The sequence below is a fragment of the Vibrio sp. QJM3NY_35 genome, from assembly GCF_057785915.1.
Genome location: NZ_CM173507.1, coordinates 2,537,712 through 2,563,318 on the forward strand (window position 1 = coordinate 2,537,712; position 25,607 = coordinate 2,563,318).

29 protein-coding genes are annotated in these 25,607 nt (G+C 44.4%); 18 read left to right on the forward strand and 11 right to left on the reverse strand.

Annotated elements, in window-relative coordinates; translation table 11 throughout:
• Positions 1–127 precede the first annotated feature (127 nt).
• From cysZ to crr, 5 genes are all read left to right on the forward strand, one after another.
• Positions 128–886 carry a sulfate transporter CysZ gene (gene cysZ / locus AC3CH3_RS11330; protein WP_488537177.1) on the forward strand — a complete coding sequence of 253 codons (759 nt, stop codon included), beginning with the start codon at positions 128–130 and terminating at the stop codon, positions 884–886.
• Positions 887–1,110: 224 nt separating this feature from the next.
• Complete coding sequence (gene cysK / locus AC3CH3_RS11335) at positions 1,111–2,079, forward strand: cysteine synthase A (protein WP_060982183.1); 969 nt, start codon at positions 1,111–1,113, stop codon at positions 2,077–2,079.
• 302 nt (positions 2,080–2,381) lie between these two features.
• On the forward strand, positions 2,382–2,639 hold the full coding sequence (locus AC3CH3_RS11340) for an HPr family phosphocarrier protein (protein WP_004734263.1): 258 nt from the start codon (positions 2,382–2,384) through the stop codon (positions 2,637–2,639).
• A 136-nt stretch (positions 2,640–2,775) separates the two neighbouring features.
• Complete coding sequence (ptsI, locus tag AC3CH3_RS11345) at positions 2,776–4,500, forward strand: phosphoenolpyruvate-protein phosphotransferase PtsI (protein ID WP_076654828.1); 1,725 nt, start codon at positions 2,776–2,778, stop codon at positions 4,498–4,500.
• Positions 4,501–4,606: 106 nt separating this feature from the next.
• The gene (crr, locus tag AC3CH3_RS11350) at positions 4,607–5,116 is read left to right on the forward strand and encodes a PTS glucose transporter subunit IIA (RefSeq protein ID WP_004737851.1); all 510 of its coding nucleotides are present in this window, start codon (positions 4,607–4,609) and stop codon (positions 5,114–5,116) included.
• 551 nt (positions 5,117–5,667) lie between these two features.
• Here crr and AC3CH3_RS11355 read toward each other — a convergent pair.
• From AC3CH3_RS11355 to AC3CH3_RS11370, 4 genes are all read right to left on the reverse strand, one after another.
• Entirely contained in the window at positions 5,668–6,801 is a 1,134-nt protein-coding gene (locus AC3CH3_RS11355; RefSeq protein ID WP_048659821.1) for a flagellin, read from the reverse strand.
• Between the two features lie 296 nt (positions 6,802–7,097).
• A complete protein-coding gene (locus AC3CH3_RS11360; protein ID WP_055319539.1) occupies positions 7,098–8,231 on the reverse strand; it encodes a flagellin in 1,134 nt (377 codons plus the stop codon).
• Between the two features lie 121 nt (positions 8,232–8,352).
• A complete protein-coding gene (locus AC3CH3_RS11365; RefSeq protein WP_019821645.1) occupies positions 8,353–9,276 on the reverse strand; it encodes a Dyp-type peroxidase in 924 nt (307 codons plus the stop codon).
• Positions 9,277–9,341: 65 nt separating this feature from the next.
• The gene (locus tag AC3CH3_RS11370; protein ID WP_017060696.1) at positions 9,342–9,803 is read right to left on the reverse strand and encodes a DUF2919 domain-containing protein; all 462 of its coding nucleotides are present in this window, start codon (positions 9,801–9,803) and stop codon (positions 9,342–9,344) included.
• 109 nt (positions 9,804–9,912) lie between these two features.
• On the opposite strand from AC3CH3_RS11370, the gene AC3CH3_RS11375 reads away from it, so the two are divergent.
• Positions 9,913–10,257, forward strand: coding sequence for a DUF2956 domain-containing protein (locus AC3CH3_RS11375; RefSeq protein ID WP_488537178.1), 345 nt, complete (start codon positions 9,913–9,915; stop codon positions 10,255–10,257).
• Between the two features lie 12 nt (positions 10,258–10,269).
• Positions 10,270–10,602 (forward strand): DUF4156 domain-containing protein, encoded by a 333-nt coding sequence (locus AC3CH3_RS11380; protein WP_488537179.1) that lies wholly within the window; start codon positions 10,270–10,272, stop codon positions 10,600–10,602.
• Positions 10,603–10,694: 92 nt separating this feature from the next.
• On the opposite strand, the gene AC3CH3_RS11385 is transcribed toward AC3CH3_RS11380, so the two are convergent.
• Entirely contained in the window at positions 10,695–10,982 is a 288-nt protein-coding gene (locus tag AC3CH3_RS11385) for a winged helix-turn-helix domain-containing protein (RefSeq protein ID WP_004741665.1), read from the reverse strand.
• 206 nt (positions 10,983–11,188) lie between these two features.
• On the opposite strand from AC3CH3_RS11385, the gene AC3CH3_RS11390 reads away from it, so the two are divergent.
• The 4 genes from AC3CH3_RS11390 (at position 11,189) to AC3CH3_RS11405 (ending at position 13,710) form a co-directional block, all read left to right on the forward strand.
• Positions 11,189–11,536 carry an ArsC family reductase gene (locus tag AC3CH3_RS11390; protein ID WP_488537180.1) on the forward strand — a complete coding sequence of 116 codons (348 nt, stop codon included), beginning with the start codon at positions 11,189–11,191 and terminating at the stop codon, positions 11,534–11,536.
• Between the two features lie 99 nt (positions 11,537–11,635).
• A complete protein-coding gene (gene dapE / locus AC3CH3_RS11395; protein WP_010436599.1) occupies positions 11,636–12,772 on the forward strand; it encodes a succinyl-diaminopimelate desuccinylase in 1,137 nt (378 codons plus the stop codon).
• Between the two features lie 45 nt (positions 12,773–12,817).
• Entirely contained in the window at positions 12,818–13,492 is a 675-nt protein-coding gene (locus tag AC3CH3_RS11400; protein WP_488537181.1) for a M15 family metallopeptidase, read from the forward strand.
• Positions 13,493–13,500: 8 nt separating this feature from the next.
• Positions 13,501–13,710, forward strand: coding sequence for a DUF2897 family protein (locus tag AC3CH3_RS11405; RefSeq protein WP_488537182.1), 210 nt, complete (start codon positions 13,501–13,503; stop codon positions 13,708–13,710).
• A gap of 147 nt (positions 13,711–13,857) precedes the next feature.
• On the opposite strand, the gene bamC is transcribed toward AC3CH3_RS11405, so the two are convergent.
• Both bamC and dapA read right to left on the reverse strand, forming a co-directional pair.
• Positions 13,858–14,904 (reverse strand): outer membrane protein assembly factor BamC, encoded by a 1,047-nt coding sequence (bamC, locus tag AC3CH3_RS11410; protein ID WP_488537183.1) that lies wholly within the window; start codon positions 14,902–14,904, stop codon positions 13,858–13,860.
• A 49-nt stretch (positions 14,905–14,953) separates the two neighbouring features.
• Positions 14,954–15,832: a 4-hydroxy-tetrahydrodipicolinate synthase gene (gene dapA / locus AC3CH3_RS11415; protein ID WP_076656905.1), complete on the reverse strand. Its 879-nt coding sequence runs from the start codon at positions 15,830–15,832 to the stop codon at positions 14,954–14,956.
• 374 nt (positions 15,833–16,206) lie between these two features.
• On the opposite strand from dapA, the gene AC3CH3_RS11420 reads away from it, so the two are divergent.
• On the forward strand, positions 16,207–16,749 hold the full coding sequence (locus tag AC3CH3_RS11420; RefSeq protein ID WP_017060705.1) for a glycine cleavage system transcriptional repressor: 543 nt from the start codon (positions 16,207–16,209) through the stop codon (positions 16,747–16,749).
• A gap of 12 nt (positions 16,750–16,761) precedes the next feature.
• Positions 16,762–17,232, forward strand: a complete 471-nt coding sequence (bcp, locus tag AC3CH3_RS11425) for a thioredoxin-dependent thiol peroxidase (protein ID WP_019821635.1) — start codon at positions 16,762–16,764, stop codon at positions 17,230–17,232.
• Positions 17,233–17,366: 134 nt separating this feature from the next.
• Here the strand turns inward: bcp and AC3CH3_RS11430 are convergent, their stop codons facing one another.
• Both AC3CH3_RS11430 and AC3CH3_RS11435 read right to left on the reverse strand, forming a co-directional pair.
• Positions 17,367–18,443, reverse strand: coding sequence for an AI-2E family transporter (locus tag AC3CH3_RS11430; RefSeq protein WP_019821634.1), 1,077 nt, complete (start codon positions 18,441–18,443; stop codon positions 17,367–17,369).
• Entirely contained in the window at positions 18,436–18,675 is a 240-nt protein-coding gene (locus tag AC3CH3_RS11435) for a sulfurtransferase TusA family protein (RefSeq protein ID WP_017060709.1), read from the reverse strand. Before AC3CH3_RS11435 ends, AC3CH3_RS11430 begins: the two co-directional genes overlap by 8 nt.
• A gap of 178 nt (positions 18,676–18,853) precedes the next feature.
• Between AC3CH3_RS11435 and bepA the strand changes: the two genes are divergently transcribed.
• From bepA to AC3CH3_RS11455, 4 genes are all read left to right on the forward strand, one after another.
• The gene (gene bepA / locus AC3CH3_RS11440; protein ID WP_488537184.1) at positions 18,854–20,308 is read left to right on the forward strand and encodes a beta-barrel assembly-enhancing protease; all 1,455 of its coding nucleotides are present in this window, start codon (positions 18,854–18,856) and stop codon (positions 20,306–20,308) included.
• A gap of 122 nt (positions 20,309–20,430) precedes the next feature.
• Complete coding sequence (gene arsC, locus AC3CH3_RS11445; protein ID WP_019821631.1) at positions 20,431–20,781, forward strand: arsenate reductase (glutaredoxin); 351 nt, start codon at positions 20,431–20,433, stop codon at positions 20,779–20,781.
• A gap of 6 nt (positions 20,782–20,787) precedes the next feature.
• A complete protein-coding gene (wrbA, locus tag AC3CH3_RS11450) occupies positions 20,788–21,381 on the forward strand; it encodes an NAD(P)H:quinone oxidoreductase (protein ID WP_017066556.1) in 594 nt (197 codons plus the stop codon).
• Positions 21,378–21,815: a DUF2069 domain-containing protein gene (locus AC3CH3_RS11455; RefSeq protein WP_488537185.1), complete on the forward strand. Its 438-nt coding sequence runs from the start codon at positions 21,378–21,380 to the stop codon at positions 21,813–21,815. The genes wrbA and AC3CH3_RS11455 overlap by 4 nt, the downstream gene beginning before the upstream one ends.
• Positions 21,816–21,930: 115 nt before the next feature.
• On the opposite strand, the gene AC3CH3_RS11460 is transcribed toward AC3CH3_RS11455, so the two are convergent.
• The gene (locus AC3CH3_RS11460) at positions 21,931–23,184 is read right to left on the reverse strand and encodes a DUF2066 domain-containing protein (RefSeq protein ID WP_488537186.1); all 1,254 of its coding nucleotides are present in this window, start codon (positions 23,182–23,184) and stop codon (positions 21,931–21,933) included.
• Positions 23,185–23,462: 278 nt separating this feature from the next.
• On the opposite strand from AC3CH3_RS11460, the gene AC3CH3_RS11465 reads away from it, so the two are divergent.
• Positions 23,463–24,701, forward strand: a complete 1,239-nt coding sequence (locus AC3CH3_RS11465; RefSeq protein ID WP_048661237.1) for a uracil-xanthine permease family protein — start codon at positions 23,463–23,465, stop codon at positions 24,699–24,701.
• 142 nt (positions 24,702–24,843) lie between these two features.
• Here the strand turns inward: AC3CH3_RS11465 and upp are convergent, their stop codons facing one another.
• Positions 24,844–25,470, reverse strand: coding sequence for a uracil phosphoribosyltransferase (gene upp / locus AC3CH3_RS11470; RefSeq protein WP_017060716.1), 627 nt, complete (start codon positions 25,468–25,470; stop codon positions 24,844–24,846).
• Positions 25,471–25,607 lie beyond the last annotated feature (137 nt).

Genomic DNA, 25,607 nt, shown 5'->3' on the forward strand with positions numbered 1-25,607 from the left:
TAGAACAACTTAATACAATTAGTTCCTTACATGGTGTGATTTTCACCACGCTTTTTTTCTTAATTTCGGTCGAGTACACTAGACGTGTTTGCTATTTAACCAAATTCACATGTGACCTAATTTAAATATGACTATAGAATCTGTTCCCCGCTCCGGTTTTGGCTATTTTATTTTTGGAATAAAAATCGCTTTGTCACCGAGCATTCGTAAGTTCGTACTAATGCCACTTATCGCGAACGTGTTACTCGTTGGTGGTGCCTTGTTTTATATCTTCTCTAACCTAAACACTTGGATTGAAGGTTGGATTGGTGCATTGCCAAGTTTCTTGTCGTGGTTGTCATACATTTTATGGCCATTACTTGTGTTAACCGTCTTAGCCACTTTCTCGTATTTCTTTAGTACACTCGCTAACTTCATTGCTGCACCGTTCAATGGTTTACTCGCAGAAAAAGTGGAAGAGCTACTTATTGGTAAGAAAGTGAATGACGATGGCTTACTTGATGTTCTCAAAGACACCCCACGTATATTAGCGAGAGAATGGCGTAAGCTTGTCTACGTTCTGCCAAAAGCGATCGGTTTATTCCTACTTTTGTTAATTCCTGCACTAGGGCAAACCGTTGCTCCGTTTTTATGGTTCATTTTCACGGCATGGATGTTAGCGATTCAATACGCCGACTACCCCTTCGACAACCATAAAATCAAGTTTGACGACATGAGAAACAATTTGAAACAAAAACAAGGCAAGAGCTACAGCTTTGGCGCACTTGTTTCCGTATTCACCACGATTCCAATTTTAAACCTGATCGTAATGCCCATTGCCGTTTGTGGCGCGACAGCAATGTGGGTAGCTGAGTTTAAAGACCAAGCTCTGCGTTCTCGTCTATAACCCACCCATCTCTTGCTTGCTACGCCTATCTTTTCGAAGTTCTGATTTCAATAAAGATAGGCGTGAATTCTGCTACATATCTATATGATATAACTTTTTAATCCTTTTACCTTTTTTTCAACTTGTTTAATCTAAATTCAAGCTAAACAAACATCGAAAGACACTAGACGGTAAAGTGATTGATATACTACGTTTAGTTCTGTCATTAAATGAAGGAATATCGCATGAGCAAGATCTACGAAGACAACACCCTAACGATTGGTAACACACCTCTAGTCCGCCTTAACAAAGTAAGCAAAGGCAACGTCCTAGCTAAGATCGAAGCTCGTAACCCAAGCTTCAGCGTTAAGTGTCGTATCGGTTCAAACATGATCTGGGAAGCAGAAAAAGCAGGTACGCTTAAGCCAGGTATCGAGCTTGTTGAGCCTACCAGTGGTAACACAGGTGTTGCACTTGCATTCGTAGCAGCAGCGCGCGGTTACAAACTAACGCTAACTATGCCTGAGTCAATGAGTCTAGAACGTCGTAAGCTACTTAAAGCGCTTGGCGCAAATCTAGTGCTAACTGAAGCACCAAAAGGCATGAACGGCGCAATTGCAAAAGCTGAAGAGATTGTTGCTTCAGATCCAAGTAAATACCTATTGCTACAACAGTTCAACAACCCAGCGAACCCACAGATTCACGAGCAGACGACTGGTCCTGAAATTTGGGAAGCAACAGACGGCGAAATCGACGTGTTTGTAGCGGGTGTTGGTACTGGCGGTACTATCACTGGTACGAGTCGTTACATTAAAGGTGAAAAAGGTAAAGCGATCACTTCTGTAGCGGTTGAGCCAGCAGAGTCTCCAGTAATTGCACAAGCACTTGCAGGCGAAGAAATCAAACCAGCGCCACACAAAATTCAAGGTATCGGTGCGGGTTTCATCCCTGGAAACCTAGATTTAGAGATTATTGACCGTGTTGAATCGGTAACTTCTGAAGAAGCGATTGAGATGGCTCAACGCCTAATGAAAGAAGAAGGTATTCTTGCAGGCATCTCATCTGGTGCGGCAGTTGTAGCTGCGAACAGAATCGCCGAACTACCTGAATTTGCAGGAAAAACCATCGTTACCGTACTACCAAGTTCGGGCGAGCGTTACCTAAGTACCGCGCTATTTGCTGGCATCTTTACGGAAAAAGAGAACCAACAATAATATGTGGTCAAATCAATTTTTCGTCCAAAAAAGCCCCGTTTAGGGGCTTTTTTGTTGATCCCTGCCCCACCTTTGGTAATATCGGGTCTGTTTTATTTTTCGCTTCAAAATAAAAGAAGCAATAAACAAATTCTGAAAGTCATGAGTACTCAACAAAAGACGACCATGGCTGGATAAAAATTTATAACCAGTCTAAGTTCTAACACGAACATGGCGTACTAGCCTCTAGCGCATTTGAGCTAAAGCAGTTAAGCTAATCTGGTTACAAACTTACAAAAAATAAATTAATTGGGGTATATAAAATGTACGAGAAGCAAGTAGAAATCACAGCAGAAAACGGTCTTCACACTCGTCCAGCTGCACAGTTCGTTAAAGAAGCAAAATCTTTCGACGCTGACATCACAGTGACTTCTAACGGCAAAAGCGCTAGCGCGAAAAGCCTGTTCAAACTACAAACTTTAGGCCTAGTAAAAGGTACTAACGTTACTATTTCAGCTGAAGGTCCTCAAGCTCAGCAAGCAGTAGACCACCTAGTTGCTCTTATGGATCAACTACACTAATACGGTCTCCTTCTTTCAAAGCCATTTTGCATAGCAAAGTGGCTTTGTTCGAAATAGATAGGAATAAGCGCGACATTAGTCGACGACTTAAAGTCACACACTCTCCCGTTTACAGTTGAACAACTAAGGTAAGGCTATGATTTCAGGCATCCTAGCATCTCCTGGTATTGCTTTCGGTAAAGCACTACTACTTCAAGAAGATGAAATTGTCCTAAACACTCAATCTATCTCAGACGATCAAGTTGAAGCAGAAGTTCAGCGTTTCTTTGACGCTCGTAACAAATCTTCTCAACAACTTGAAGTTGTAAAGCAAAAAGCACTTGAAACTTTTGGCGAAGAAAAAGAAGCAATCTTTGAAGGCCACATCATGCTGCTTGAAGATGAAGAGCTAGAAGAAGAGATTTTAGCACTCATCAAGAAAGACAAAATGCACGCAGATAACGCGATCCACACCGTGATCGAAGAGCAAGCTTGCGCACTAGAGTCTCTTGATGATGAGTACCTAAAAGAACGTGCAACTGATATCCGTGATATCGGCACTCGTTTTGTTAAAAATGCTCTAGGCATCAACATTGTATCTCTAGCGGATATCAATGAAGAAGTTATCCTAGTTGCTTACGACCTAACGCCATCTGAAACTGCACAAATCAACCTAGACTACGTTCTTGGTTTCGCTTGTGACATCGGCGGTCGTACATCTCATACTTCAATCATGGCACGTTCTCTTGAGCTTCCAGCTATCGTTGGTACTAACGATATCACTAAGCAAGTTAAGAACGGCGACATGCTTGTGCTAGACGCGATGAACAACAAGATCATCATCAACCCTTCTGAAGCTGAATTAGCGGAAGCTAAGAAAATCAAAGCAGATTTCGAAGCAGAAGCGGCTGAACTAGCAAAACTAAAAGATTTGCATGCTGAAACTCTAGACGGTCACCGTGTAGAAGTTTGTGGCAACATCGGTACAGTAAAAGACTGTGACGGTATCCTGCGTAACGGCGGTGAAGGCGTTGGTCTGTACCGTACTGAATTCCTATTTATGGACCGTGACGCGCTTCCTACTGAAGAAGAGCAATACGTTGCTTACAAAGAAGTAGCAGAAGCAATGGAAGGCGAGTCAGTGATTATCCGTACTATGGATATCGGTGGCGACAAAGACCTACCATACATGGACCTTCCACAAGAGATGAACCCGTTCCTAGGCTGGCGTGCAGTACGTATCAGCTTGGACCGTCGTGAAATCCTACGTGACCAACTGCGTGGCATCCTACGTGCATCTGCACACGGTAAACTACGTATCATGTTCCCAATGATCATTTCTGTTGAAGAGATCCGTGAACTGAAAAAAGCAATCGAAGAGTACAAAGTTGAACTTCGCGCTGAAGGCCTAGCTTTCGATGAAGAAATCGAAATCGGCGTAATGGTTGAGACTCCAGCAGCAGCTGCAATCGCACACCACCTAGCGAAAGAAGTATCTTTCTTCTCTATCGGTACTAACGACCTAACGCAATACACTCTTGCGGTAGACCGTGGTAACGAAATGATTTCTCACCTATACAACCCACTATCTCCTGCTGTTCTTACAGTAATCAAGCAAGTGATCGATGCATCACACGCTGAAGGTAAGTGGACTGGTATGTGTGGTGAGCTTGCTGGTGATGAACGTGCAACGCTACTTCTTCTTGGTATGGGTCTAGATGAGTTCTCTATGAGCGGTATCTCTATCCCTAAAGTTAAGAAAGTAATCCGTAACTCTAACTTCGCTGAAGTTAAAGCTATGGCTGACGAAGCGCTATCTCTACCTACAGCTGCAGAAATTGAAGCTTGCGTAGAAAAATTCATCGCTGAGAAAACTCAGTAATCACCAAATGCTTAATAAAGTTAGACGGCTAAAAATAGTCGTCTAATTAGTTAGATTGGTATAGTATATTCTACAGAATAAAACTAAACGTTAGGAGCATGACACAATGGGTCTGTTTGACAAACTGAAAAAGCTTGTATCTGATGACAGCGCTGATGCTGGTGCAATCGAAATCATCGCACCTCTTTCTGGTGAAATCGTAAACATCGAAGATGTGCCAGATGTAGTTTTCGCTGAAAAAATCGTTGGTGATGGCATCGCGATCAAACCAGCTGGCGACAAAATGGTAGCTCCAGTTAACGGTACTATCGGTAAGATCTTCGAAACTAACCACGCATTCTCTATCGAGTCTGACGATGGTGTTGAGCTTTTCGTTCACTTCGGTATCGATACTGTTGAACTTAAAGGCGAAGGCTTCACTCGCGTAGCTGAAGAAGGTCAATCTGTTAAAGCTGGTGACACTATCATCACTTTCGACCTAGCGCTTCTAGAAGAGAAAGCGAAATCTACGCTTACTCCAGTTGTTATCTCTAACATGGACGAAATCAAGGAGCTGAACAAGCTTTCTGGTTCTGTAACTGTTGGCGAAACTCCAGTTCTTAAAGTAACTAAGTAATCTCGATTACTTAACTACTTTAATTAAAACGCTACCTAAGGGTGGCGTTTTTTGTGCCTGCTATATAGTTCTAATGCCAGATCACCAGCCGCTTTGGCCTTATACCTGACAACTACAAATCCCCTTCTTCTTTAGGCCTCTCACGAACAGAGATCCCTGATATCTCGCTCGGCTCGATTCTGGGATGACGACGGAGCTCGCTCTTCTTACAAATAGCTACTCGGTTGTGGAATGACGATTAGCTCCTCTGTTCTAACTGAGCCATTACTTGCTCAAACAAATCGCACTCATTTTACAAAGCAATAAGATCATTATCGTCCAATCCCCGTCATTCCCTACAGTGAGGCACGAACGTGATAGGGAATCTCGCTTTTCTTTCTGTTTACACACTTATCTGTCCCAATGTGTCTTTGATAAATAGCAGGCAATAAAAAACCCAGCCGAAGCTGGGTCTGTTTAGCGCTCATCTCTCACCACGAGCTAATTTGTGGAAGCCTTACGTTAACGCCTATGCTCAAAAATGCTTATAGTCAACGTGACCTTTCAATCGATTAACCTAGTAGGCTAAGTGCCGAGTTCGGTGCTTGCTTCGCTTGAGCAAGAATCGAGCTTGAAGCTTGAGAAAGGATCTGAGACTTAGTCATCTGAGTCGTTTCTTTCGCGAAATCGGTATCTTTAATACGGCTCTTAGATGCGTTAACGTTCTCGTTAATGTTATCTAAGTTGCTGATAGCGTGGTCGAAACGGTTTTGGAAAGCACCTAGCTCAGCACGGTGGCTGTCTACGTACTTAAGTGCCGCATCGATAACCGCTACAGACTCTTGTGCGCCGCCAACAGACGTTACGTCGATAGTATCAACCGTTACGTCTTTGCCAGGTTGCATGCCTAGTTCGCCAGCAAGGCTACCAGAGAATGCCACTTCGCCTTCAACTTTGTTGTTACCAGTAAACATTTGTAGCTTGCCATCTTCAGTTACAGACGCTTTCACAGAGTCTTGTTGACCGTTGATGTACGTTGCTAGCTCTTCGATGTCGTCACCCGCTTTTGCGCTGATGTCGATTTCTTGGGCTTGACCGAAGTTGTCAGTGAAAGACAATTTTAGGTCGTTAGAACCTGCTTGAACGTTCCAATCTTTGTCTTTCGCGTTCTCAGTTTGGTAGCTCTTACCACCCATCTGAGCATTATCAGAGCGCATGTCTTTCAGTTGAAGCATTACCGCTTCACCGTTATCCGCACCGATTTGGAATGATTTAGTACCGTGAGTACCGTTAAGCAGCTTGTTACCACCAAAAGACGTCGTTTCCGCGATACGGTTTAGCTCGTCGTTCAGTGCTGTTACTTCTTCTTGAATCGCTACACGCTCAGATTTTGAGTTTGAGCCGTTTGAAGATTGCAGAGACAAATCACGCATACGTTGCAGGATGTTCGTTGTCTCGTTCATTGCACCTTCAGCAGTTTGTGCAATCGAGATACCGTCGTTCGCGTTACGTACAGCAACATCAAGGCCGCGGCTCTGAACGTTCAAACGGTTCGAGATTTGTAGGCCCGCAGCGTCATCTTTTGCGCTGTTGATTTTAGAACCTGAAGCTAGACGCTCCATTGATGTTTGTTGTGCGCTGTTTGCGTTGTTTAGGTAACGTTGCGCTGTCATCGCTGATACGTTTGTATTTACATTCACTGCCATGGTGACTTCTCCAATTGATTTTCCGGTATAGCGGTTTCCGACGTCTCGGAAAACCAAGTAGTTATCTCTAAGTTACTTTTAATAACGGCGTGATTGGCGAAACCTTTAGGAAAAAAACAACAAAATTAAAGAAATAGCGATAAAGGAGAAGAAAGCGTGACTGGCAGTAAAATTATCAAAAAAAGATGAGAAAAACACTAAAGTTGCCGAGAAGTCGGTCGAGCGACAATTTGTATTTTAATTAACCAAACGGACTGATTAAGCCGAAACACATTTATAATATTTTAGGCAATTTATTAACCCAATAAGGTTAAGGCAAGGTTCGGCGCCTGCTTTGCTTGGGCCAATATTGTGGTGCTCACCTGCTGCAAAATTTGTTGCTTAAGCATTTGAGTGGTTTCCTTGGCGTAATCAGTATCTTTAATTCTACTATTTGATGTCGCCAAGTTCTCATGAACATTTTCGAGATTATTAATCGCATGATCAAAGCGGTTTTGCATTGCGCCTAATTCAGAACGATGACTATCCACGTACTTCATCGCTGTATCCAAAATAGAGACAGCACGCTGCGCACCACCCACATCGGTCACGTTGATGTCGTCGACAGATTCGTAATAACCCGCCGACATCGAAAGTTCACTGGCTAACGAACCTGAGAAAGAGATCGTGCCGGCCGTATCTTCGCCAGACATGTAGATCTGAAGTTGCCCTTCGTCATTGACGGAAGCCGATACCAGGTCTGTTTGACCATTGATGTAAGTCGCCAGCTCTTCAATGTCATCGCCCGCTTTAGCATTAATGGTGATCTCTTGAGGCTGACCAAAACGGTCGGTAAAAGACATCGTCATATCATTCTGGTTGGATTTCACTTCCCACGAGTCACTTGCCATGCCACTTGCGACATAACTAAAGCCCCCCATGTTGATGTCATCGGTGCGCATGCTTTTCAGGCCGATTTGCACCGCTTCACCAGAACTACCACCGATCTGAAATGACGAGCTACCAAAACTACCGTTAAGGAGCTTTTTTCCACCAAATGAGGTGGTTTCTGCAATTCGATTCAACTCGTCATTTAAGGCGGTCACTTCTTCTTGAATGGCGATTCGTTCTGATGAACTATTCGAGCCGTTACTCGCTTGTAGGGACAAGTCACGCATGCGTTGCATGATATTGGTGGTTTCATTCATCGCACCTTCTGCAGTTTGCATAATGGAGATGCCGTCATTCGCATTGCGAACAGCGACATCAATTCCGCTCATCTGCGCTTCTAGTCGATTTGAAATTTGTAAGCCAGCCGCATCGTCTTTTGCACTATTAATACGGCTCCCTGAAGCTAAGCGCTCCAAAGATTGGTTCAGCATGTTATTAGCATTAGACAGGTTTCTCTGAGCCACTAACGCCGAGACATTCGTATTAACAGTTATAGCCATAGACCTTCGCTTACAAAAAGATGAATAAAACTCACGATTGCTCTTATATCGACCAGTTCATATAAAGCTTTAATAAAAAAGGAGCCCTGAGGCTCCCTTTCTTTGCTGCAGATGAGGCGATTTACTTAATCGTTAATGCACTCAACATGTCAGTTGAAGGTGCAAAGTAGTAAGCGCCAGTCACTGCTTTGGTAAAGCGAAGCAGTTGGTCTGTTTTGCCATCTGTTGCGCCGTACATGCTCTCTAACATCGCATCGAAGTTATGACGAACGTTACAGTAGGCAATGAACAATAAACCGTGGTCGCCCGTAGCAGTACCGTAAGGTAGGCTGTGGCGAACAATCTTAAGCCCCTTGCCTTCTTCTTTGATATCCACACGGCCAACGTGAGACGCCGCAGGAACATCATCTAACTCAATTGAATCAGGTTTAGTTCGACCAATCACTTTCTCTTGTGCCGATACATTCAAACGATTCCAAGCTGGCAGGTTGTGCACAAAACGCTGCACCATCACATAACTACCACCAGCGAATTCACCCTCAGGCACAATAGCGACTTCAGCTCGTTGTGCGTCTTTCGGGTTTTCAGTGCCATCAACAAAGTCTGTCATGTCACGAGAGTCTAGGAAGCGGTAACCATAAGTTTCATCAACCACTTCAACATCAGCTGCTACTTCAGATAGCAATTTACGCAAGATAAAAAAGTGCAGATCATGTCGGTTTGAATGACAGTGAATCAGAACATCAGACAGTGTGCTCGGCGCGGTGATATCACCTTCACCCAGCGCAGGGAAATCAATTAGATCAGAGGGAGCTGCTTGCTCGAACTTATCCCAAAAAGCTTTTGAGAACGCAACCGACGCCGTTAGGTTTGCATCAGGTTGAGTTTGGTTTAGCTCGTCGATTAGAGTCGGAAGCTTTTGAATTTCTGCTAGTACATTAGCAGTATTAGCGTTCACTTTAAGTTGAACGTAAAGCGCGAAAGGCCCAGCTTCAGGCAAAATAGCACTTTGAACGTTAGGCTGCTCATTTGAAACATTAAGCATAGATTATTCCTTCCAGTTTTAGCTTCTAAGTATAATTGTGAATGGGACAAATGTTTTGATGAGAATCAGTCTTCGAGCTCAACCACTTTAAAGCAATCCCTTGCAGCATGGCTATTGGTTAGATAAAGCGCTAACCACAGCAGCAACAATAGGGTGATGCCATTTGACCAACGGAACCATCCGTTATCCAAATAGATTAAATAAATCGTATGGGAGCCCTGTGCCAAGATAGCCATCATGGTAACCCAACGTCCCCATGACACGACTTTGTTAAGGCGCTTTCTATCTGGCGATCTTAGCCCAAATAACCACATCAGCAGCAAACTAGGCACACTCAACGCGATCCCGACATAAAACATTTGATGATCTGGATAGATGATTTCGAGGATATCAGTGCCCGACTCTCGGCTTGCACCTGCAACAATGAAAACGACCAAGGCTTTCGCAAGAAACAGCCAACCTAACCATAATAGGATTGGGGCTTTCAAAAAGCCGTGCTTGTCGTATTGTTCTATGGAGTACCGCACAAATCTCACTTTCACTTATTTTCAAACCAACACTTTAACGCAAATCATTCATACTTAACTAGCTTTGCGTTATCTTATTAGCTAATCCGCTTTAATTATCGAACTCAGTATGAAAAAGAAAACTAATACGCCGTCTGTTGAATCTCAACAAGAAGCTATGAAGATAGCCAAAGCAACTCAAAAGCCAGCTCAAACCAAAGAACAAACCAAGCTGATCGCTCAAGGTATCGAAAAAGGCATCGCACTCTATAAAAAACAACAAAAAGAGCGCAGTCGCCAAGCAGATAAAGCCAAGAAACGCATACAGAAAGAAAAGCAGACTCAACAAGCTAATCTAGATGAAGAGAACAATGTAGATACCAGTGTTGAAACAACATCAAACCACGCCAGTAAATTGCCGTGGCTACTATTAATCATAAGCTGGATAGGCTTCGCGATTTATTTGATGAAATAACAGGATAAACGTATGAAAAAGGAATGGGTTGCTTTGGCTATGAGTGGAACCCTTTTGGGATGCACGACACCGACTTCATCTCCTCACAATGAAGCGGACAAAGTACAAATGGATTTCCACGGCCTTATCAATATTGAGCAGTGCGAGTATAAAGGGGAGGTCACCGGAAGCGAGGGGCATTGGTACAGCTACCTGTTTTACCCGAATGACACATTGATTCAAGGCGCCATGAATGAACTCAAGTCGAATACAATTGAGCTAGGCGCAGATACCGTGATATTTACCCTTCCCCAAGACTTTGCCACTTCCGTGACCATGCTGGGCACAGCTTATTTATGTAAGTAGGGAGAAACATAGTTAGATAGCTCAGCGCTCAAATGAGCGAGATGCTACCACTTCTATTTCTACTGCAAAAAAGAAAGCCAGCTTTCGCTGGCTTATGCACTAAATCCAAGGCTTGTCGCTATATCGCCTTTACGTTCTAGAACCCACTGACTATCAAACGGCCCCCAGTCGGATAACTGGTAATAACCATCATTATGACGTCGCCCATCTTGAACAAACATAAGTTCGATACCGATCCCCGGTAGCGCCTTGAGTACATCTTGAATCGTACGACGAGGCCAACCCGTTTTTTCGATGAGTTTAGGCACATTTGGCCTATCAAGGCTTTCCACTAACAATGCTAAATATAGCCGCCTTGCAAAAACAGGACTCAACTCCATTGACACCTCCTATATATGTGCAGCTCAATTATTTCTTTTTTCGCTGACAACATGTTGAGGCTGATCAATAAGTCTCCAATAGTGACATTTTCTTACTGTTTTTTTTTCACTCTATGAAATATTCCTCACTCTATTTTGTCTGAATTGCCGCTTCCTGATAGGATTCAACTCATAACAATGAAATAAAATCACCCAAAGGAAGAATAATGACTATCACTATGTTTGGTATCCCAAATTGCGACACCATTAAAAAAGCAAAGAAATGGCTCGAAGCTGAAGGTATCGAGTTCGAATTTCACGATTATCGCAAGCAAGGCATCACAGAAGAGCTAGTAACAAGCTTCTGCTCAGAGCTTGGTTGGGAACTTGTGCTGAACAAACGTGGTACGACTTATCGCCAACTTTCACAAGAACAGAAAGAGACGTTAACGGAAGACAAAACCGTGTCTCTGCTTGTTGAGCAACCGGCAATGATTAAGCGCCCAATCCTAAAAGTGGACGGTAAGCTTCACATCGGATTTAAAGCTGACCAATACGCCGCTATTTTTGCTTAGAGCACCGCATTTATATCGAAAGACAACCGGACGTTGATCACTAATGCAACGCCCTAAAAATTAATGACTATACGTTTTATTTAAACAAGGAATTCAAGGATGACAGATAGCCCAACTTTGGCTCTGGCAAAAGATCTCATTAGCCGCCAATCAGTAACGCCTGAAGACGCAGGTTGCCAAGACTTAATGATTGAACGCTTAAAAGCGCTCGGCTTTGAAATCGAAGTGATGGTATTTGAAGATACCACTAACTTTTGGGCTCGCCGTGGCACAGAAGCACCTCTGTTTGCTTTTGCTGGTCACACAGACGTTGTGCCAGCAGGTCCAATTGAACAATGGAACACCAAGCCATTTGAGCCGACTATAGTCGACGGTTTCCTTCACGGCCGTGGCGCAGCAGACATGAAAGGTTCCCTGGCTTCAATGATCGTTGCCGTAGAGCAATTCATAGCTAAGCACCCTGATCACACAGGCTCAATCGGCTTCCTTATCACATCAGATGAAGAAGGCCCTTTCATCAACGGTACGGTACGAGTTGTTGAAGCGCTGATGGCGCGTGGTGAGAACATCGACATGTGTATTGTGGGTGAACCATCGAGCACCGAATACGTGGGTGATGTAGTAAAGAACGGCCGTCGCGGTTCTATCACTGGCGATCTAACGATTAAAGGTACACAAGGCCATGTTGCCTACCCTCACCTAGCGAACAACCCCGTACACAGTTCTCTGCTTGCAATCAATGAGTTGGCAACGACTGAGTGGGACAAAGGTAATGATTACTTCCCACCAACTAGCTTCCAAATTCCGAACGTAAGCGCAGGTACGGGCGCATCAAACGTCATTCCTGGCGAGTTTAACGTTCAATTTAACCTGCGTTTTAGTACAGAATTAAACAACGACATCATCGTTGAACGCATCACATCAATACTCGATAAATACGATTTCGAATACGACCTAAAGTGGACATTCAATGGCGACCCGTTCTTAACAGACGCTGGCTCGTTGCTTGATGCTATCGTGGATGCAGTTGGTTACGTGAACGACGTGAAACCCGCGCTATTGACTACCGGTGGTACATCTGACGGACGCTTTATTGCGCGCATGAAAGGGCAAGTGGTAGAACTAGGTCCGGTTAATGCAACCATTCACAAGGTTAACGAATGCGTGAAAGTGGCTGATTTAGAGAAGCTCACTGATATGTACGAAAGAACATTAGTGAATCTTTTCGCCAAATAGTGTTTCACCAGAGATTCATAGCATCCCATTATTGAGAGACGCGTTATGACACCAGAGCAGCTTACCGGACAATCAGATTCTCATCTGGAACCTAACCTGATTGGCACCAAGACATTCTTGGTTCACAGTGATGTCAAAGATGATCTGAACAATTTGATTGAAGCTGCTCAACTTGCTGGTTTTAAAATGGAGATTGCCAGTGGCTTTCGCGACTATGAAAGGCAATCTCTGATTTGGAATCGTAAGTTTTCTGGTCAAGCGCCGATATTAGACTCAGAAAGCCAACCACTTGATGCTTCAACACTCAGTGAACAACAAAAGTTGTCGGCGATCCTAAGATGGTCTGCGCTTCCCGGAGCGAGTCGTCACCATTGGGGTTGTGATTTCGATGTCTTTGCTCGTAATCACTTACCTGAAGATATACAGCTGCAATTAGAGCCATGGGAATACCTGTCTGGCCACCAGCAAGCGTTTTACCAATGGTTATCTGTTCATGCTGAGCAATTTGGGTTCTTCTTTCCGTACAGCCAAGACCTTGGTGGTGTGGCAGTAGAACCTTGGCATATTAGCCACCGTAAAGTATCGGAGTCATGTTTATCACAGTTATCTCCGACTTTACTTGGCAAGCAACTCCAATCTAAGCCAATATTAGGGTATGAAATTATTATGGTGCAGCTAGACGAGATCTATGCGCGCTTCGTAGCGAATATCAGTCATTAGGAGCGCTTATGTTGGAGTGGCTTACAAACCCTTGGGTTATCATCATCATCGTGGTTAGCGTTGTGGTGGGTAACATCGCCGCGCTCAAACAGACCGCGAACATGGATCTGACTGGTCGTGGTAAAACAGAGCGAGATTTAGATAAGCTCAATCGCTTGGATAAACTTAACCAAGAGAAAGCTCAAAAGGAAGAGTCCAAAGACAACAAAGACGTTTAACCTTTTTTGCTTTGGAAAGTCTGCCTGACAGTTCAACAGACTGCTGATAACGAACACAAAAAAGAGGACACACTGTGTCCTCTTTTTTATTTGCCTGAGCGAATCATAGAGCAGATTGAAGTCGGCTCTATGATTGCTTAAGTGCCACTACTCAGCTTTCGCTTCTTTATCATCTTTGGTCTGGTCAGCAATATGCGCTAATACCGGAACCATTGACTTAAGCAGCTCTTCTTCTACTGGCTTGCCTGATGCATCCGTTACGTTAATTGACGTACGGTTACCAAGGTCACCAAATAGGAAGTTATAAGTGCCTGGTGCTAAGTCGATAGGCTGTAAGCCAATTTCTTCCCAGAACTCATCGTCTGGTGCTGCATACTTCGCCTTCACCGTACCCTGAGATTGGTTGCGTTCTTCAAGCTCAAAGCCCATTTCAGGCAACAAGTTAGGCAGACGCTGCCAGAATACATTGTATGGTGTACGAGCAATAATTACAGGGAAACCACTACGGTCAGCTCCCATTGAGATTGGAATACGCTTCACCAACTCTTGCGCTTTCAACGCGGCTTCAGCACGAAGGTTTTCATCGTACTTAGCCATTACAAGGTTCGTCAGGAACGCGTTGTAACGCTCTTTATTGGTTGCCGTTACCGGTTTCTCTTCATTGCCTTCACGCCAATCAATCAGATTAATCTTGAAGCCATGACGGTTGTTCGCTTGGAAACGAGAAATAGAGTAGCGACTGCCAATCTCTACGTCTTCATCTTCAGAAACCCAAGTTACCCAATCGGTCTCAATCTCATTCTCTGATTGCTCACGAATACCGATGCCACGCTGAGCCAGCATATCTACAGCTGTTTGCCACACACGGTCTGCCTCTTCAGCACGAAGAAGCCATAGTGTCACTTCACCGTTTTGACGCTCAGCACGAGCACCAGGGATCAGCTCAAGAACCTGCTGTGGTGGACGAATATCTACGGCAGGACCTACACCACCAGCGAACTCACCGCTTGGGATATCAAAGTTTGGGTAGAACTGAGGTTGAGCATCTTCAGGCAATTGCCATTGTGAAAACTCAGGTGTTTCTAAGTATTCGAAATCATCTTTGGCTTGGCGACGTTGAGTCGGGCTGCCAGAACATGCTGTAAGAACGAAAACAGCCAGTGACCCAATCACTAGCTGGTGAGAATACTTCATTTATACTCCTAAATGCCAAAGGTTCGCTTTGGCATCACTTCATACGTTTTTAGTAAATGCACGCTTCAGACATTGCTTGAGCAACGACAGGTTGAGCTGGCTCTGACAGTTCAGTCAGCGGTAGGCGTAAGCCACCTTCAGCAATCAGACCCATTTTATGAACCGCCCATTTTACGGGAATAGGGTTAGACTCAACGAACAAATTCTTATGTAGAGGCATCAAACGCTCATTGATCGCTTCAGCTTCTTCAAACTTACCTTCTTTCGCTAGCTTGAACATGGTTGCCATATCAGCGGCTGCAACATTGTTCGTTACAGAGATCACGCCATCGCCACCACGCTTAACAAATTCTAGACCTGTTAAGTCATCACCACTTAGTAAGATAAAGTCTTCGCCACAAAGTTCACGGTGAATTGCAATTCTGTCGAGATCACCCGTCGCATCTTTAAGTGCAACGATGTTTTCGATCTCAGCAAGGCGAGCAACCGTTTCTGGTAACAAGTCTACCGCAGTACGACCCGGTACATTATATAGGATTTGTGGAACATCACTCACTTCAGCAATTGCTTTGTAGTGTTGGTACAAACCTTCTTGAGTCGGTTTGTTGTAGTAAGGCGTTACGCTCAAGCAGCCCGCAATACCAGAACCATTCAACAAACGGCTGAATAGAACAGATTCGTGAGTTGCATTTGCACCAGTACCAGCGATAACCGGGATACGACCATCAGCAAATTCAACGATCTTATTGACGACTTTGACATGCTCTTCAATTGTGAGTGTTGAAGACTCACCTGTTGTGCCAACCGCAACCAGACCATCACTACCTGCAGCAACATGGTGATCAACCAACTTTTTAAGGCTGTCGAAATCCACTTCGCCATCTGCGTTAAATGGCGTAACTAGCGCAACGATACTTCCTGAAAACATGTCTATCTCCCTTAATTTATTCTTTTTGCATGTTACTGTAAGCCAATCAATAAACACAAGACATTAAAGTGGCTTACCGGCAACATCTGCAGTAAATATTGTCGTATGTTTGAGGTAAAACGACTTCGAACAGCGTTCTACCTAGAATTTGGGTAACCTACGCTCAATCTAGCGGATAGCACATCACTGGATGTCAGTAACAAGTAAGCTGTGCTCCCATCACTCTATCTCATTTTCTAACGCGCTCGATATTCTTATCATTGGTGACATGCTAGAAGCAAGGTGGCTCATAAAAAGCCCCGTACGCACACTTATTCCACGGGCTAACTGTGCTAACATGCATGAATCAATGGAATATAAAGAGACGTGATTTTATGACTCAACATCTAGTAATCACAGCTGTGGGCACTGATCGCCCAGGTGTATGCAACCAAGTGGTTCATTTAGTCACCCAATCAGGCTGTAACATTATTGATAGCCGTATCGCCCTGTTTGGCGAAGAATTTACGCTTATCATGCTGCTGTCTGGAAAGGCAAACAACATTACCCGCGTTGAAACCACCTTGCCCTTACTAGGACAAGAGCACGACTTGATTACGATTATGAAGCGAACCTCAACTCATGATGTTATTGAGAACTCTTACACAGTAGAGGTGTTCGTTGAGTCAGACGATAAAATCGGACTTACTGAGCAGTTTACCCAGTTCTTCGCAGACCGAAACATCGGCCTCGATTCGTTAAGTGCACGAACCATCAATAAATCTAAGGTTCAACTCGACAACGACCAATTCCATATCTCTATTACCGCTTCTGTGCAATCAGAATGTAACTTGATGCAGCTACAAGAAGAATTCGATTCGCTGTGTCAGAGCCTATCAGTCCAAGGCTCGCTCAACTTTATCAAAAACAGTCTTTAAAAAGGAAATGTCATGAATACGCTAACGGCTGGTGTTCCAGCACCTGCTTTTTCTCTTCCAGATCAAGATGGCAATATCGTATCTCTTGGTGACTTCAAAGGTAAAAAAGTACTTTTCTATTTTTACCCAAAAGCAATGACTCCAGGTTGTATTGTGCAAGCGGAAGGCCTGCGTGATATCAAAGCACAGCTTGATGAACTAAACGTGGTTGTTCTAGGTGTGAGTGTTGACCCAGTAAAACGTCTACCAAACTTCGTTGAAAAGAAATCTCTAAACTTCACCCTGCTATCTGATGAAGACCACAGCGTTGCTGAACAGTTTGGCGTTTGGGGCGAGAAAAAATTCATGGGTAAAATCTACGACGGTCTGCACCGTATTAGCTTCCTAATTGATGAAGAAGGCCAGATTGAACACGTCTTCAACAAATTCAAGACTAAGACTCACCACGAAGTGGTTCTAGATTACTTCAATCAAGAAGCTTAAGGGCGATTTGAGTGAGTTAATGACTTAGATTCATCACTATCTAAGGCAATAGCAACACTCATTGAGCTAATGATTAAGCCAAGAGCAAAAAGGCCGAACATCCATGATGTTCGGCCTTTTTATAACAAGATCAATTACTTTTGATGTTCTGGGTCATCGTCTAATGCGTGACTCGGTAAGGCATTCCAAACCGCCTTAACTAACGTCGCCAACGGGATAGCAAAGAACACGCCCCAGAATCCCCACAGCCCACCAAACACTAACACGGCAACAATAATCGCCACTGGGTGCAGGTTCACCGCTTCAGAGAAAAGAACAGGAACGAGCACGTTACCATCTAGCGCTTGGATAATACCGTAAGCGAGAAGCAACCAGTAAAACTGAGGCTCTAATCCCCACTGGAACAGGCCAACAATCGCTACTGGAACAGTCACAGCTGCCGCACCGATATAAGGAATTAGTACTGAGAAGCCAACCGCGACAGCCAACAAGACTGAATAACGCAGATCCAGAATCGCGAACGTTACGTAGCTGACACCACCAACGATTAAGATCTCTAAGACTTTACCGCGAATATAGTTCGAGATTTGCTGGTTCATCTCTTCCCATACTTTGGTCGCTAAACGACGATTTCGAGGAAGTACACCACTCGCCATTCTGATCATCTCTTCTTTGTCTTTTAACAAGAAGAAGATAAGCAATGGTACGAGAATCAAGTAAACCGCCAAGGTCGCTAAGCTCACAAGAGAAGCAAGAGAGCCTTTGACAACACTTTCACCAAAACCTAACGCTTTGTTTTTCGCGTTAGACATAATGGACTCAACGATCTGCAGGTTGGCTAGTTCTGGGTAGCGTTCAGGAATCGTCGCGATGAAATTTTGTAAGCTGCCATACATGCTTGGGATGTCATTAATGAGATTGCCCACTTGTTCCCAAATGGTTGGTACCAAGCCAAAGATCGCAAGTAGCATCACGCTAAAGAACATCATGATCACCAACATCACCGAAGGCGTTCTTGGAACACCGAGTCTTTGAAGTTGGGTAACAGGCCACTCAAGCAAATAAGCCAAAACAATTGCAACCAAGAGTGGCGCAATTAGGTGACCAAAGAAGTAGATCGTAATAAAGCCGAAGAGAATGATGGCAACCAAACTGACAGCATGGGGATCAGAGAAACGTCGTTTATACCAACGATTGACCATTTCAAGCATCTGACTGCAATTCCTTTTTAGTGACGAGGAGATGATGGTAATTAGAGCAAACCTCAGTGATGACGTCATAGGCTTGCTTAGACAAATAAGTAACAATATCTTTCATCGAGCTGTTATCAGAGACATAAATTGACAATGACTGCCCTACTTCTAACTTTACACTGTGACGCTTGGCTAATAATAGCGCCATTGGACAGCGCTCTTGGCGTAAATCTAGAATATTAGGTGTCATTCTTGAGCTCGATGCTTATTATAGGGATCGTATTGTAATCTGTTTTTGAAAACGCGCCATCATTCATTCATCTTCCTTCATGATAGCGCACGCACTTGGCAAAGGTTAAATCAGATAAAGAACCAATTTGCATTGCACTTGTCTTACTGTCAGAAGAAACGGAGTATTACTGACTAATATGTTTAAACGCGCTCGCTCAATTGCTTGCTTATGCATCGCAGCCACATTAAGCACCCCAACCATGGCGAATACCAATAGTTTGGAGCTACCAGATATCGGTACCGCTGCTGGCGGCACACTCACTATCGACCAAGAGCTTATCTATGGTGATGCCTACATGCGCATCATCAGAAGCAGCCAGCCTATCGTAAACGACCCAGTTCTAAACCTGTATATTGATACGCTTGGCCATCGTCTGGTCGCGAACGCAAATGATGTAAAGACACCTTTCCAGTTCTTTATGATCCGTGACCGCAACATCAACGCCTTTGCTTTCTTTGGTGGTTACGTTGCTTTGCACTCAGGTCTATTCCTGCATGCACAATCTGAAAGTGAATTGGCTTCAGTATTAGCGCACGAAATCGCGCACGTAACCCAACGTCACTTAGCACGTAGCATGGAAGATCAAGCTCGCCGCTCTCCCGCAACCATTGCAGCCCTTGCGGCCTCTGTATTACTGGCGATTGCTGCCCCTGAAGCGGGTATTGCAGCCCTAACGGCAACGACTGCGGGTAATATGCAAAGCCAAATCAACTACACACGTAGTAATGAAAAAGAAGCCGACCGCTTTGGTATCAACACGCTGGCAAAAGCTGGGTTTGATGTGAATGCGATGCCGCGTTTCTTTGGCCGTTTAGCTGATGAATATCGCTATGCGAGCACACCACCGCCAATGCTACTGACTCACCCATTACCAGAAGACCGAATTACCGATTCACGTGCTCGTGCTCGTAGTTACCCACCACTGAAACTGGCTCCGTCTCTGGACTACCACCTAGCAAGAGCCCGCATTGTTGCGCGCTATGCGGGCATTAATAATGATGCTGCTCTTGATTGGTTTGAGCGCCAGCTGAAGAAAGCCCCTAAAACTTTGGTTCCGTCATTAGAATATGGCCAAGCACTGGTTTACCTAGACTCTAAAAAATTAGACAAAGCAGAGCCAATCCTGAACAAGCTGATTAACAGCGACCCAACCAACCTGTTTTATCTAGATGCTATTTCGGATCTGCACATCGAGAAGAAACAGCCTGAGGTTGCAATTAAAGAACTTAAATCGGCGCTGGTTCGTCAACCAAACAACCCGGTTCTGACCATTAACTACGCCAACGCACTGATTGAAAATGAAGATCTACAAGAAGCCGTTCGCGTATTGCAACGTTACACGCACGATAATCCGAACGACACCAATGGCTGGCACTTACTTTCAAAAGTAAATACGAGCCTTGGTAATAGCGACGAAGAACTGGCTGCTCGTGCAGAAATTTTGGCACTGCAAGCCAACTGGAACAAAGCGATTCAGTACTACACGCAGGCAAGCCAAATCGCAGAGCTTGGTAGCCTAAAACAAGCACGCTACGACGCTCGAATTGATCAGCTAATGATTCAACGAGAACGCTTCTTGTCGCTACAATAGTATGTTTACTGATAACAGCTCGTTACCAGAATAAAAAGAAAGCTCAACGTTACACAAAAAAGAAGTCACCTCTAGTGGCTTCAGCTAAACAATTAAATCAAAAATAATAATGAGGAAGAACCATGTCTGTCGTGATTTATCATAACCCACGCTGCTCAAAGAGCCGTCAAACTCTAGAAGTCCTTCAGGAAAACGGCGTACAGCCAGAGGTAATCAAATACCTAGAGACTCCGTTAACAGTTGAACAGCTGAAAGTATTGTTCACTCAGCTTGGTTTTGAGAGTGTTCGCGACATGATGCGCATCAAAGAAGCGGACTACAAAGAAGCAAACCTGGGAGATGCTTCGGTTACTGATGAAGATCTTTTCGCCGCGATGGCAACCAATCCAAAACTGTTTGAGCGCCCAGTGGTTGTCGCAAACAACAAAGCGAAGATTGGTCGCCCACCAGAGCAAGTGCTAGAGATTCTGTAATCCAATATGAGCATTAACATTCTTGTTCTTTACTACAGTCGTCACGGCAATACACAAGCTTTAGCAAGGCAGATTGCACGAGGGGTTGAATCCATCCCGAACTGCGAAGCTATGCTAAGAACGGTGAACGACGTGTACACAGTAGAAGAGCAGCCTGATTCGCGTTATCAACCAACCGATCCTATTGCCTCGTTACAAGAGCTTCGATCTTGTGATGGTTTGGCGCTAGGCAGTCCGGTTTGGTTTGGCAACATGGCCGGGCCAATGAAGCACTTTTGGGATAGCACGACATCAATGTGGATCAATGGCGATCTCATCGATAAACCAGCTTGTGTCTTTACCTCTTCTTCATCACTGCATGGTGGTCAAGAGACGACACAGCAAAGCATGATGTTGCCCCTGCTTCATCACGGCATGTTAGTCGTGGGCATCCCCTACTCAGAACCTGCGCTGCACACCACGCAGACCGGTGGTACGCCTTATGGTGCAAGCAGCACTGGAGAGAGCGCTTCGCTTAGCAAAGAAGAAATTGAGTTGGCACAAAACCTAGGTAAACGCCTAGCGCGCATCGCAATAAACCAGAAGGGAATCTCTCAATGATGTATATGCCAGAAACGGCTATGTCCCCCAAAACCAAGCTGTTTCGCTACCTAGCGTTAGCTGGTAACTTGCTGCTTTTATTTTGGGTAGTGGCTTGGCAGATGACGCTTTCACCGCACCCGCATCTTAGTAATATCACACTTGCGATCGCTTGGGCTGTACCGCTGTTACTGCCATTACCGGGCATTCTAGCAGGTAAGCCTTATACGCACGCTTGGGCGAATTTCGTCTTAATGCTCTACTTCCTACACGCGTTAACGATTATGTATGTAGACGATGGTGAACGTTTATTAGCAGCTGTAGAGCTACTCCTGACTAGCCTAGGCTTCGCAGGTAATATCTTGTTTACCCGTTTTAGAGCCAAAGAATTAGGTATTAAGCTTAAGCGCCTTTCTGAAGTAGAAAAGAAAGAGAAAGCTAAGTTCGAGCAATAATATTGATTCGATGCTCTAAAGCTTACATAACACCAGAACAACAAAAAGCCCTGCGAGATGGCTCTTGCAGGGCTTTTTTCATGTTTTCATTTCAATCAGTCATGTCAGCTGACAATTATGAGCGAACCCACTCGTAGACCAAGCTTGGCTTAGCATGTACTGGCGCAGTGATGGTTAGATCTTCTGTACTAGAATCCTCTAACGTTGCGTCAGGCGTTAGCTCAGAATCCTCAGATACCTCGTTGCCCTTAATCACTTGTACGCCTGAGTCAGTTTCGTCACCAACGACTTCAGCAGCGTCTGTTGAATCATCACCGACAGACATTGTGTTGTCTTGAGTTTCAAATTCAGGACTCACTTCAGGCTCAATGTAAGATTCTTCAACCTTCGCAACTTGACGAATACTTGCGACTTCTTGCTCAAACTCTTGTTGAGTCGACAATAAGTGAATTCGGAAAGTAACTTCGTTGTTCTGAATCTTCAGGATATCTAGGCTTGCCACCGAGTTTAGACGCTTAAGTGCGTTCTCCAACTGGAAGAAGTCTTGAGCATTATTCAAGCTAATAAACTGCGTTAAAATCGATTCTGATGACTCACTCGCTACCGTCACGGCACTTTTACCTGCGTAGTAGTTACTGATTTGGTCGACTAACTTCTTAGAGGTCGTTGCGCTGTTACCTGATAAAGAACCACTTACAGGCGATGTTGGTGCGCTCGTCAATTGACTTGGCTTTTGATCGTATAGAGCCCAACGTAGGCCTGAAGATTGAGCCTTTATCACCAACACAGCATCAACAGGATAACGCTGACTCGCTTTACTGATTGGCGTAACAAAGCTACCCCACAAATCAGAAGTCGCAATACCCGTAATATCGTCAAAGTCACCCACAGGCAGCGTTAGAGGCAAACCGCGCTCTTTTGCGTTTGCTTGCAAGCCCGCTGCTAACTCTGAGTTAGAGTGTTCCCATACGATATTCTTGTCGTAGTTGTCCTCTTCTACCAGCCAAACAAGGATGTTTGAACGCGTGTCAGGCCAGTACGGTAACTGTGCTTGAGTCAATAGCGAACGGATTTGAGCACCGTTAAAACGCATACGCAATGTTGATTGGTCATTGCTTTCGCCAAAACTCATTTGAGACATGTACTGCGAACTCTTGCGCATCGCCTTTTGAATCGTCTCATTCGAAGCGACATCAGTTTGGCCAGTCGCACGTATCAATACCTGCTCCATACCTGTATTTCTTGCCACTTGTTCTGGCTGTTTGTCTTCAGCGTTAATCGCAACTTCAGCACTAAAAATATCTACTTGAGTTAAGGCATAACTCGGAGAGGCTAATAGTCCCATCAACAACAATGCTATGTAGCGCATACTGATCCTAATATTCAAATCTTGTGCCTAGATGATAAGCAACTATGGATTGAGGGGCAAGGTCGATAGCCCCCACTGTGTTTAATAACCACAAAATATCACCTGGCCATGATAAATCGCTCACTTATAAACTGAATTTCTAGGGCTTAGATGGATATAAAACATCACTAAGATAAATAAATTTGATCTATCTGGTGTAGCAATCGATTGCTAAGTGATAGAATCCCGCGAATTTTATTTTTCACTTTTCATATAACGACCATTTTTAAGGACATATCATGAAAAATGCTTTGCAAGGTGCGCAAATGCTGTTCGTAGCTTTTGGTGCGCTTGTACTCGTGCCGCTACTAACAGGACTTGATCCTAACGTTGCACTCTTTGGCGCAGGTATCGGTACCCTTTTATTCCAACTTATTACACGCCGTTCAGTGCCAATCTTCTTAGCGTCTTCTTTCGCATTCATCGCGCCTATCATGTTTGGTATTCAAACTTGGGGTGTAGGTGCAACCATGGGCGGCCTTATGGCGGCGGGTGTTGTGTATGTACTAATGGGCGCGTTAATTAAAGTTCGTGGCGTTGGCTTCATCCATAAACTGCTTCCACCGGTCGTTGTTGGCCCAGTGATCATGGTTATCGGTTTAGGTCTTGCACCTGTTGCAGTTAACATGGCTCTAGGTAAAACAGGCGATGGCGCGGTTCAACTTGTTGATGCAGACGCTGCACTGTGGATCTCTTCGATTTCACTGTTAGTGACGATTGTCATCAGTGTGTTCTCAAAAGGCTTCCTTAAGCTGCTGCCAATCTTCGGTGGTATTGTTGCGGGTTACATCACTAGCTTGGTATACGGTGCGGTAGACTTCACACCAGTAGCGCAAGCGTCTTGGTTAGCACTACCAAACTTCACAGCGCCAGAGTTCAACATCAACGCTATCTTCTTTATGGTGTTTGTCGCGATTGCACCTGCTGTTGAGCACGTAGGCGACATGCTTGCTATTTCTAATGTAACAGGCAAAGACTACCTTAAGAAACCAGGTTTACACCGCACTATTACTGGCGACGGCGTGGCAACCATTGCCGCTTCAATGCTGGGCGCGCCACCAAACACTACGTACAGTGAAGTAACAGGTGCAGTAATGCTGACCAAAGCATTCAACCCAGTGATCATGACTTGGGCTGCTGTAACAGCTATCGTTCTTGCATTGGTCGGTAAGCTAGGTGCACTACTTCAAACGATTCCGGTTCCTGTAATGGGCGGCATCATGATTCTACTGTTTGGCTCTATCGCAACCGTAGGTTTGAATACTCTAATTCAAAACAAAGTTGACCTACACAAATCACGCAACCTTGTGATTGTCGGCATTACTTTAGTCTTTGGTATTGGCGGCATGGCCTTTGGTATCGGTGATTTCAGCCTACAGGGCGTAAGCTTGTGCGGTATCGTGGCGATTCTACTTAACCTAGTGCTTCCAGAAGAGCTAGGTGACAACACTGTGGTAGACAAAGCTCAAATCGATTAATGAATCAGTAAGGCTAGATTCAAAAGAATCACAAACCAACAAGATCAAAAAAGGGAGAGCGTCGAATGCTCTCCCTTTTTATTAATACGGCTAAATTCAGCGAGTTAAGAAACGGTTTAGAGTCACTTAAGCTGAAACCGAATTACTTAGTACCGAAGATCTTATCACCAGCATCGCCAAGACCAGGAACAATGTAACCCTTGTCGTTTAGCTTCTCATCGATTGCGGCCGTGTAAAGCTCAACATCTGGGTGCGCTTTTTCTAGAGCAGCGATACCTTCAGGAGCAGCAACAAGCACAAGAATCTTAAAGTGCTTACAACCTTTCTCTTTCATCAGGTCAATAGTCGCGATCATAGAACCACCTGTCGCAAGCATTGGATCTACGACTAGAGCAATACGCTCGTCGATGTTAGATGCAAGCTTGTTGAAGTATGGTACTGGCTCAAGCGTTTCTTCGTCACGGTAGATACCAACAACACTGATACGTGCACTTGGGATGTGCTCAAGAACGCCGTCCATCATGCCTAGACCAGCACGTAGGATTGGCACTACCGTTACTTTTTTACCTTTAATTTGGTCAACTTCAACTGGACCGTTCCAACCGTTAATCGTTACGCGCTCAGTTTCAAAGTCTGATGTCGCTTCGTATGTTAGAAGGCTACCCACTTCTGTCGCTAGCTCACGAAAACGCTTAGTGCTAATCTCACCTTCACGCATCAGGCCAATTTTATGTTTTACTAGCGGGTGTTTCACTTCAACAACTTTCATTTCCAACTCCGGCAATATTTAAACAAACCTGTAGATTATACACGAACTTTGTGGTTATTTCAGAATCTTTATTCTAATAAAAAAAACCGCGCAAACGTTTGCTCTTGGTAATCAAGCCCTGTTAGAATAGCGCCGTT

Coding starts and splice junctions, on each gene's coding strand:
- cysZ (WP_488537177.1), top strand. CDS start 128: ATGACTATAGAATCTGTTCCCCGCTCCGGTTTTGGCTATTTTATTTTT.
- cysK (WP_060982183.1), top strand. CDS start 1,111: ATGAGCAAGATCTACGAAGACAACACCCTAACGATTGGTAACACACCT.
- AC3CH3_RS11340 (WP_004734263.1), top strand. CDS start 2,382: ATGTACGAGAAGCAAGTAGAAATCACAGCAGAAAACGGTCTTCACACT.
- ptsI (WP_076654828.1), top strand. CDS start 2,776: ATGATTTCAGGCATCCTAGCATCTCCTGGTATTGCTTTCGGTAAAGCA.
- crr (WP_004737851.1), top strand. CDS start 4,607: ATGGGTCTGTTTGACAAACTGAAAAAGCTTGTATCTGATGACAGCGCT.
- AC3CH3_RS11355 (WP_048659821.1), bottom strand. CDS start 6,801: ATGGCAGTGAATGTAAATACAAACGTATCAGCGATGACAGCGCAACGT.
- AC3CH3_RS11360 (WP_055319539.1), bottom strand. CDS start 8,231: ATGGCTATAACTGTTAATACGAATGTCTCGGCGTTAGTGGCTCAGAGA.
- AC3CH3_RS11365 (WP_019821645.1), bottom strand. CDS start 9,276: ATGCTTAATGTTTCAAATGAGCAGCCTAACGTTCAAAGTGCTATTTTG.
- AC3CH3_RS11375 (WP_488537178.1), top strand. CDS start 9,913: ATGAAAAAGAAAACTAATACGCCGTCTGTTGAATCTCAACAAGAAGCT.
- AC3CH3_RS11380 (WP_488537179.1), top strand. CDS start 10,270: ATGAAAAAGGAATGGGTTGCTTTGGCTATGAGTGGAACCCTTTTGGGA.
- AC3CH3_RS11385 (WP_004741665.1), bottom strand. CDS start 10,982: ATGGAGTTGAGTCCTGTTTTTGCAAGGCGGCTATATTTAGCATTGTTA.
- AC3CH3_RS11390 (WP_488537180.1), top strand. CDS start 11,189: ATGACTATCACTATGTTTGGTATCCCAAATTGCGACACCATTAAAAAA.
- dapE (WP_010436599.1), top strand. CDS start 11,636: ATGACAGATAGCCCAACTTTGGCTCTGGCAAAAGATCTCATTAGCCGC.
- AC3CH3_RS11400 (WP_488537181.1), top strand. CDS start 12,818: ATGACACCAGAGCAGCTTACCGGACAATCAGATTCTCATCTGGAACCT.
- AC3CH3_RS11405 (WP_488537182.1), top strand. CDS start 13,501: ATGTTGGAGTGGCTTACAAACCCTTGGGTTATCATCATCATCGTGGTT.
- bamC (WP_488537183.1), bottom strand. CDS start 14,904: ATGAAGTATTCTCACCAGCTAGTGATTGGGTCACTGGCTGTTTTCGTT.
- dapA (WP_076656905.1), bottom strand. CDS start 15,832: ATGTTTTCAGGAAGTATCGTTGCGCTAGTTACGCCATTTAACGCAGAT.
- AC3CH3_RS11420 (WP_017060705.1), top strand. CDS start 16,207: ATGACTCAACATCTAGTAATCACAGCTGTGGGCACTGATCGCCCAGGT.
- bcp (WP_019821635.1), top strand. CDS start 16,762: ATGAATACGCTAACGGCTGGTGTTCCAGCACCTGCTTTTTCTCTTCCA.
- AC3CH3_RS11430 (WP_019821634.1), bottom strand. CDS start 18,443: ATGCTTGAAATGGTCAATCGTTGGTATAAACGACGTTTCTCTGATCCC.
- AC3CH3_RS11435 (WP_017060709.1), bottom strand. CDS start 18,675: ATGACACCTAATATTCTAGATTTACGCCAAGAGCGCTGTCCAATGGCG.
- bepA (WP_488537184.1), top strand. CDS start 18,854: ATGTTTAAACGCGCTCGCTCAATTGCTTGCTTATGCATCGCAGCCACA.
- arsC (WP_019821631.1), top strand. CDS start 20,431: ATGTCTGTCGTGATTTATCATAACCCACGCTGCTCAAAGAGCCGTCAA.
- wrbA (WP_017066556.1), top strand. CDS start 20,788: ATGAGCATTAACATTCTTGTTCTTTACTACAGTCGTCACGGCAATACA.
- AC3CH3_RS11455 (WP_488537185.1), top strand. CDS start 21,378: ATGATGTATATGCCAGAAACGGCTATGTCCCCCAAAACCAAGCTGTTT.
- AC3CH3_RS11460 (WP_488537186.1), bottom strand. CDS start 23,184: ATGCGCTACATAGCATTGTTGTTGATGGGACTATTAGCCTCTCCGAGT.
- AC3CH3_RS11465 (WP_048661237.1), top strand. CDS start 23,463: ATGAAAAATGCTTTGCAAGGTGCGCAAATGCTGTTCGTAGCTTTTGGT.
- upp (WP_017060716.1), bottom strand. CDS start 25,470: ATGAAAGTTGTTGAAGTGAAACACCCGCTAGTAAAACATAAAATTGGC.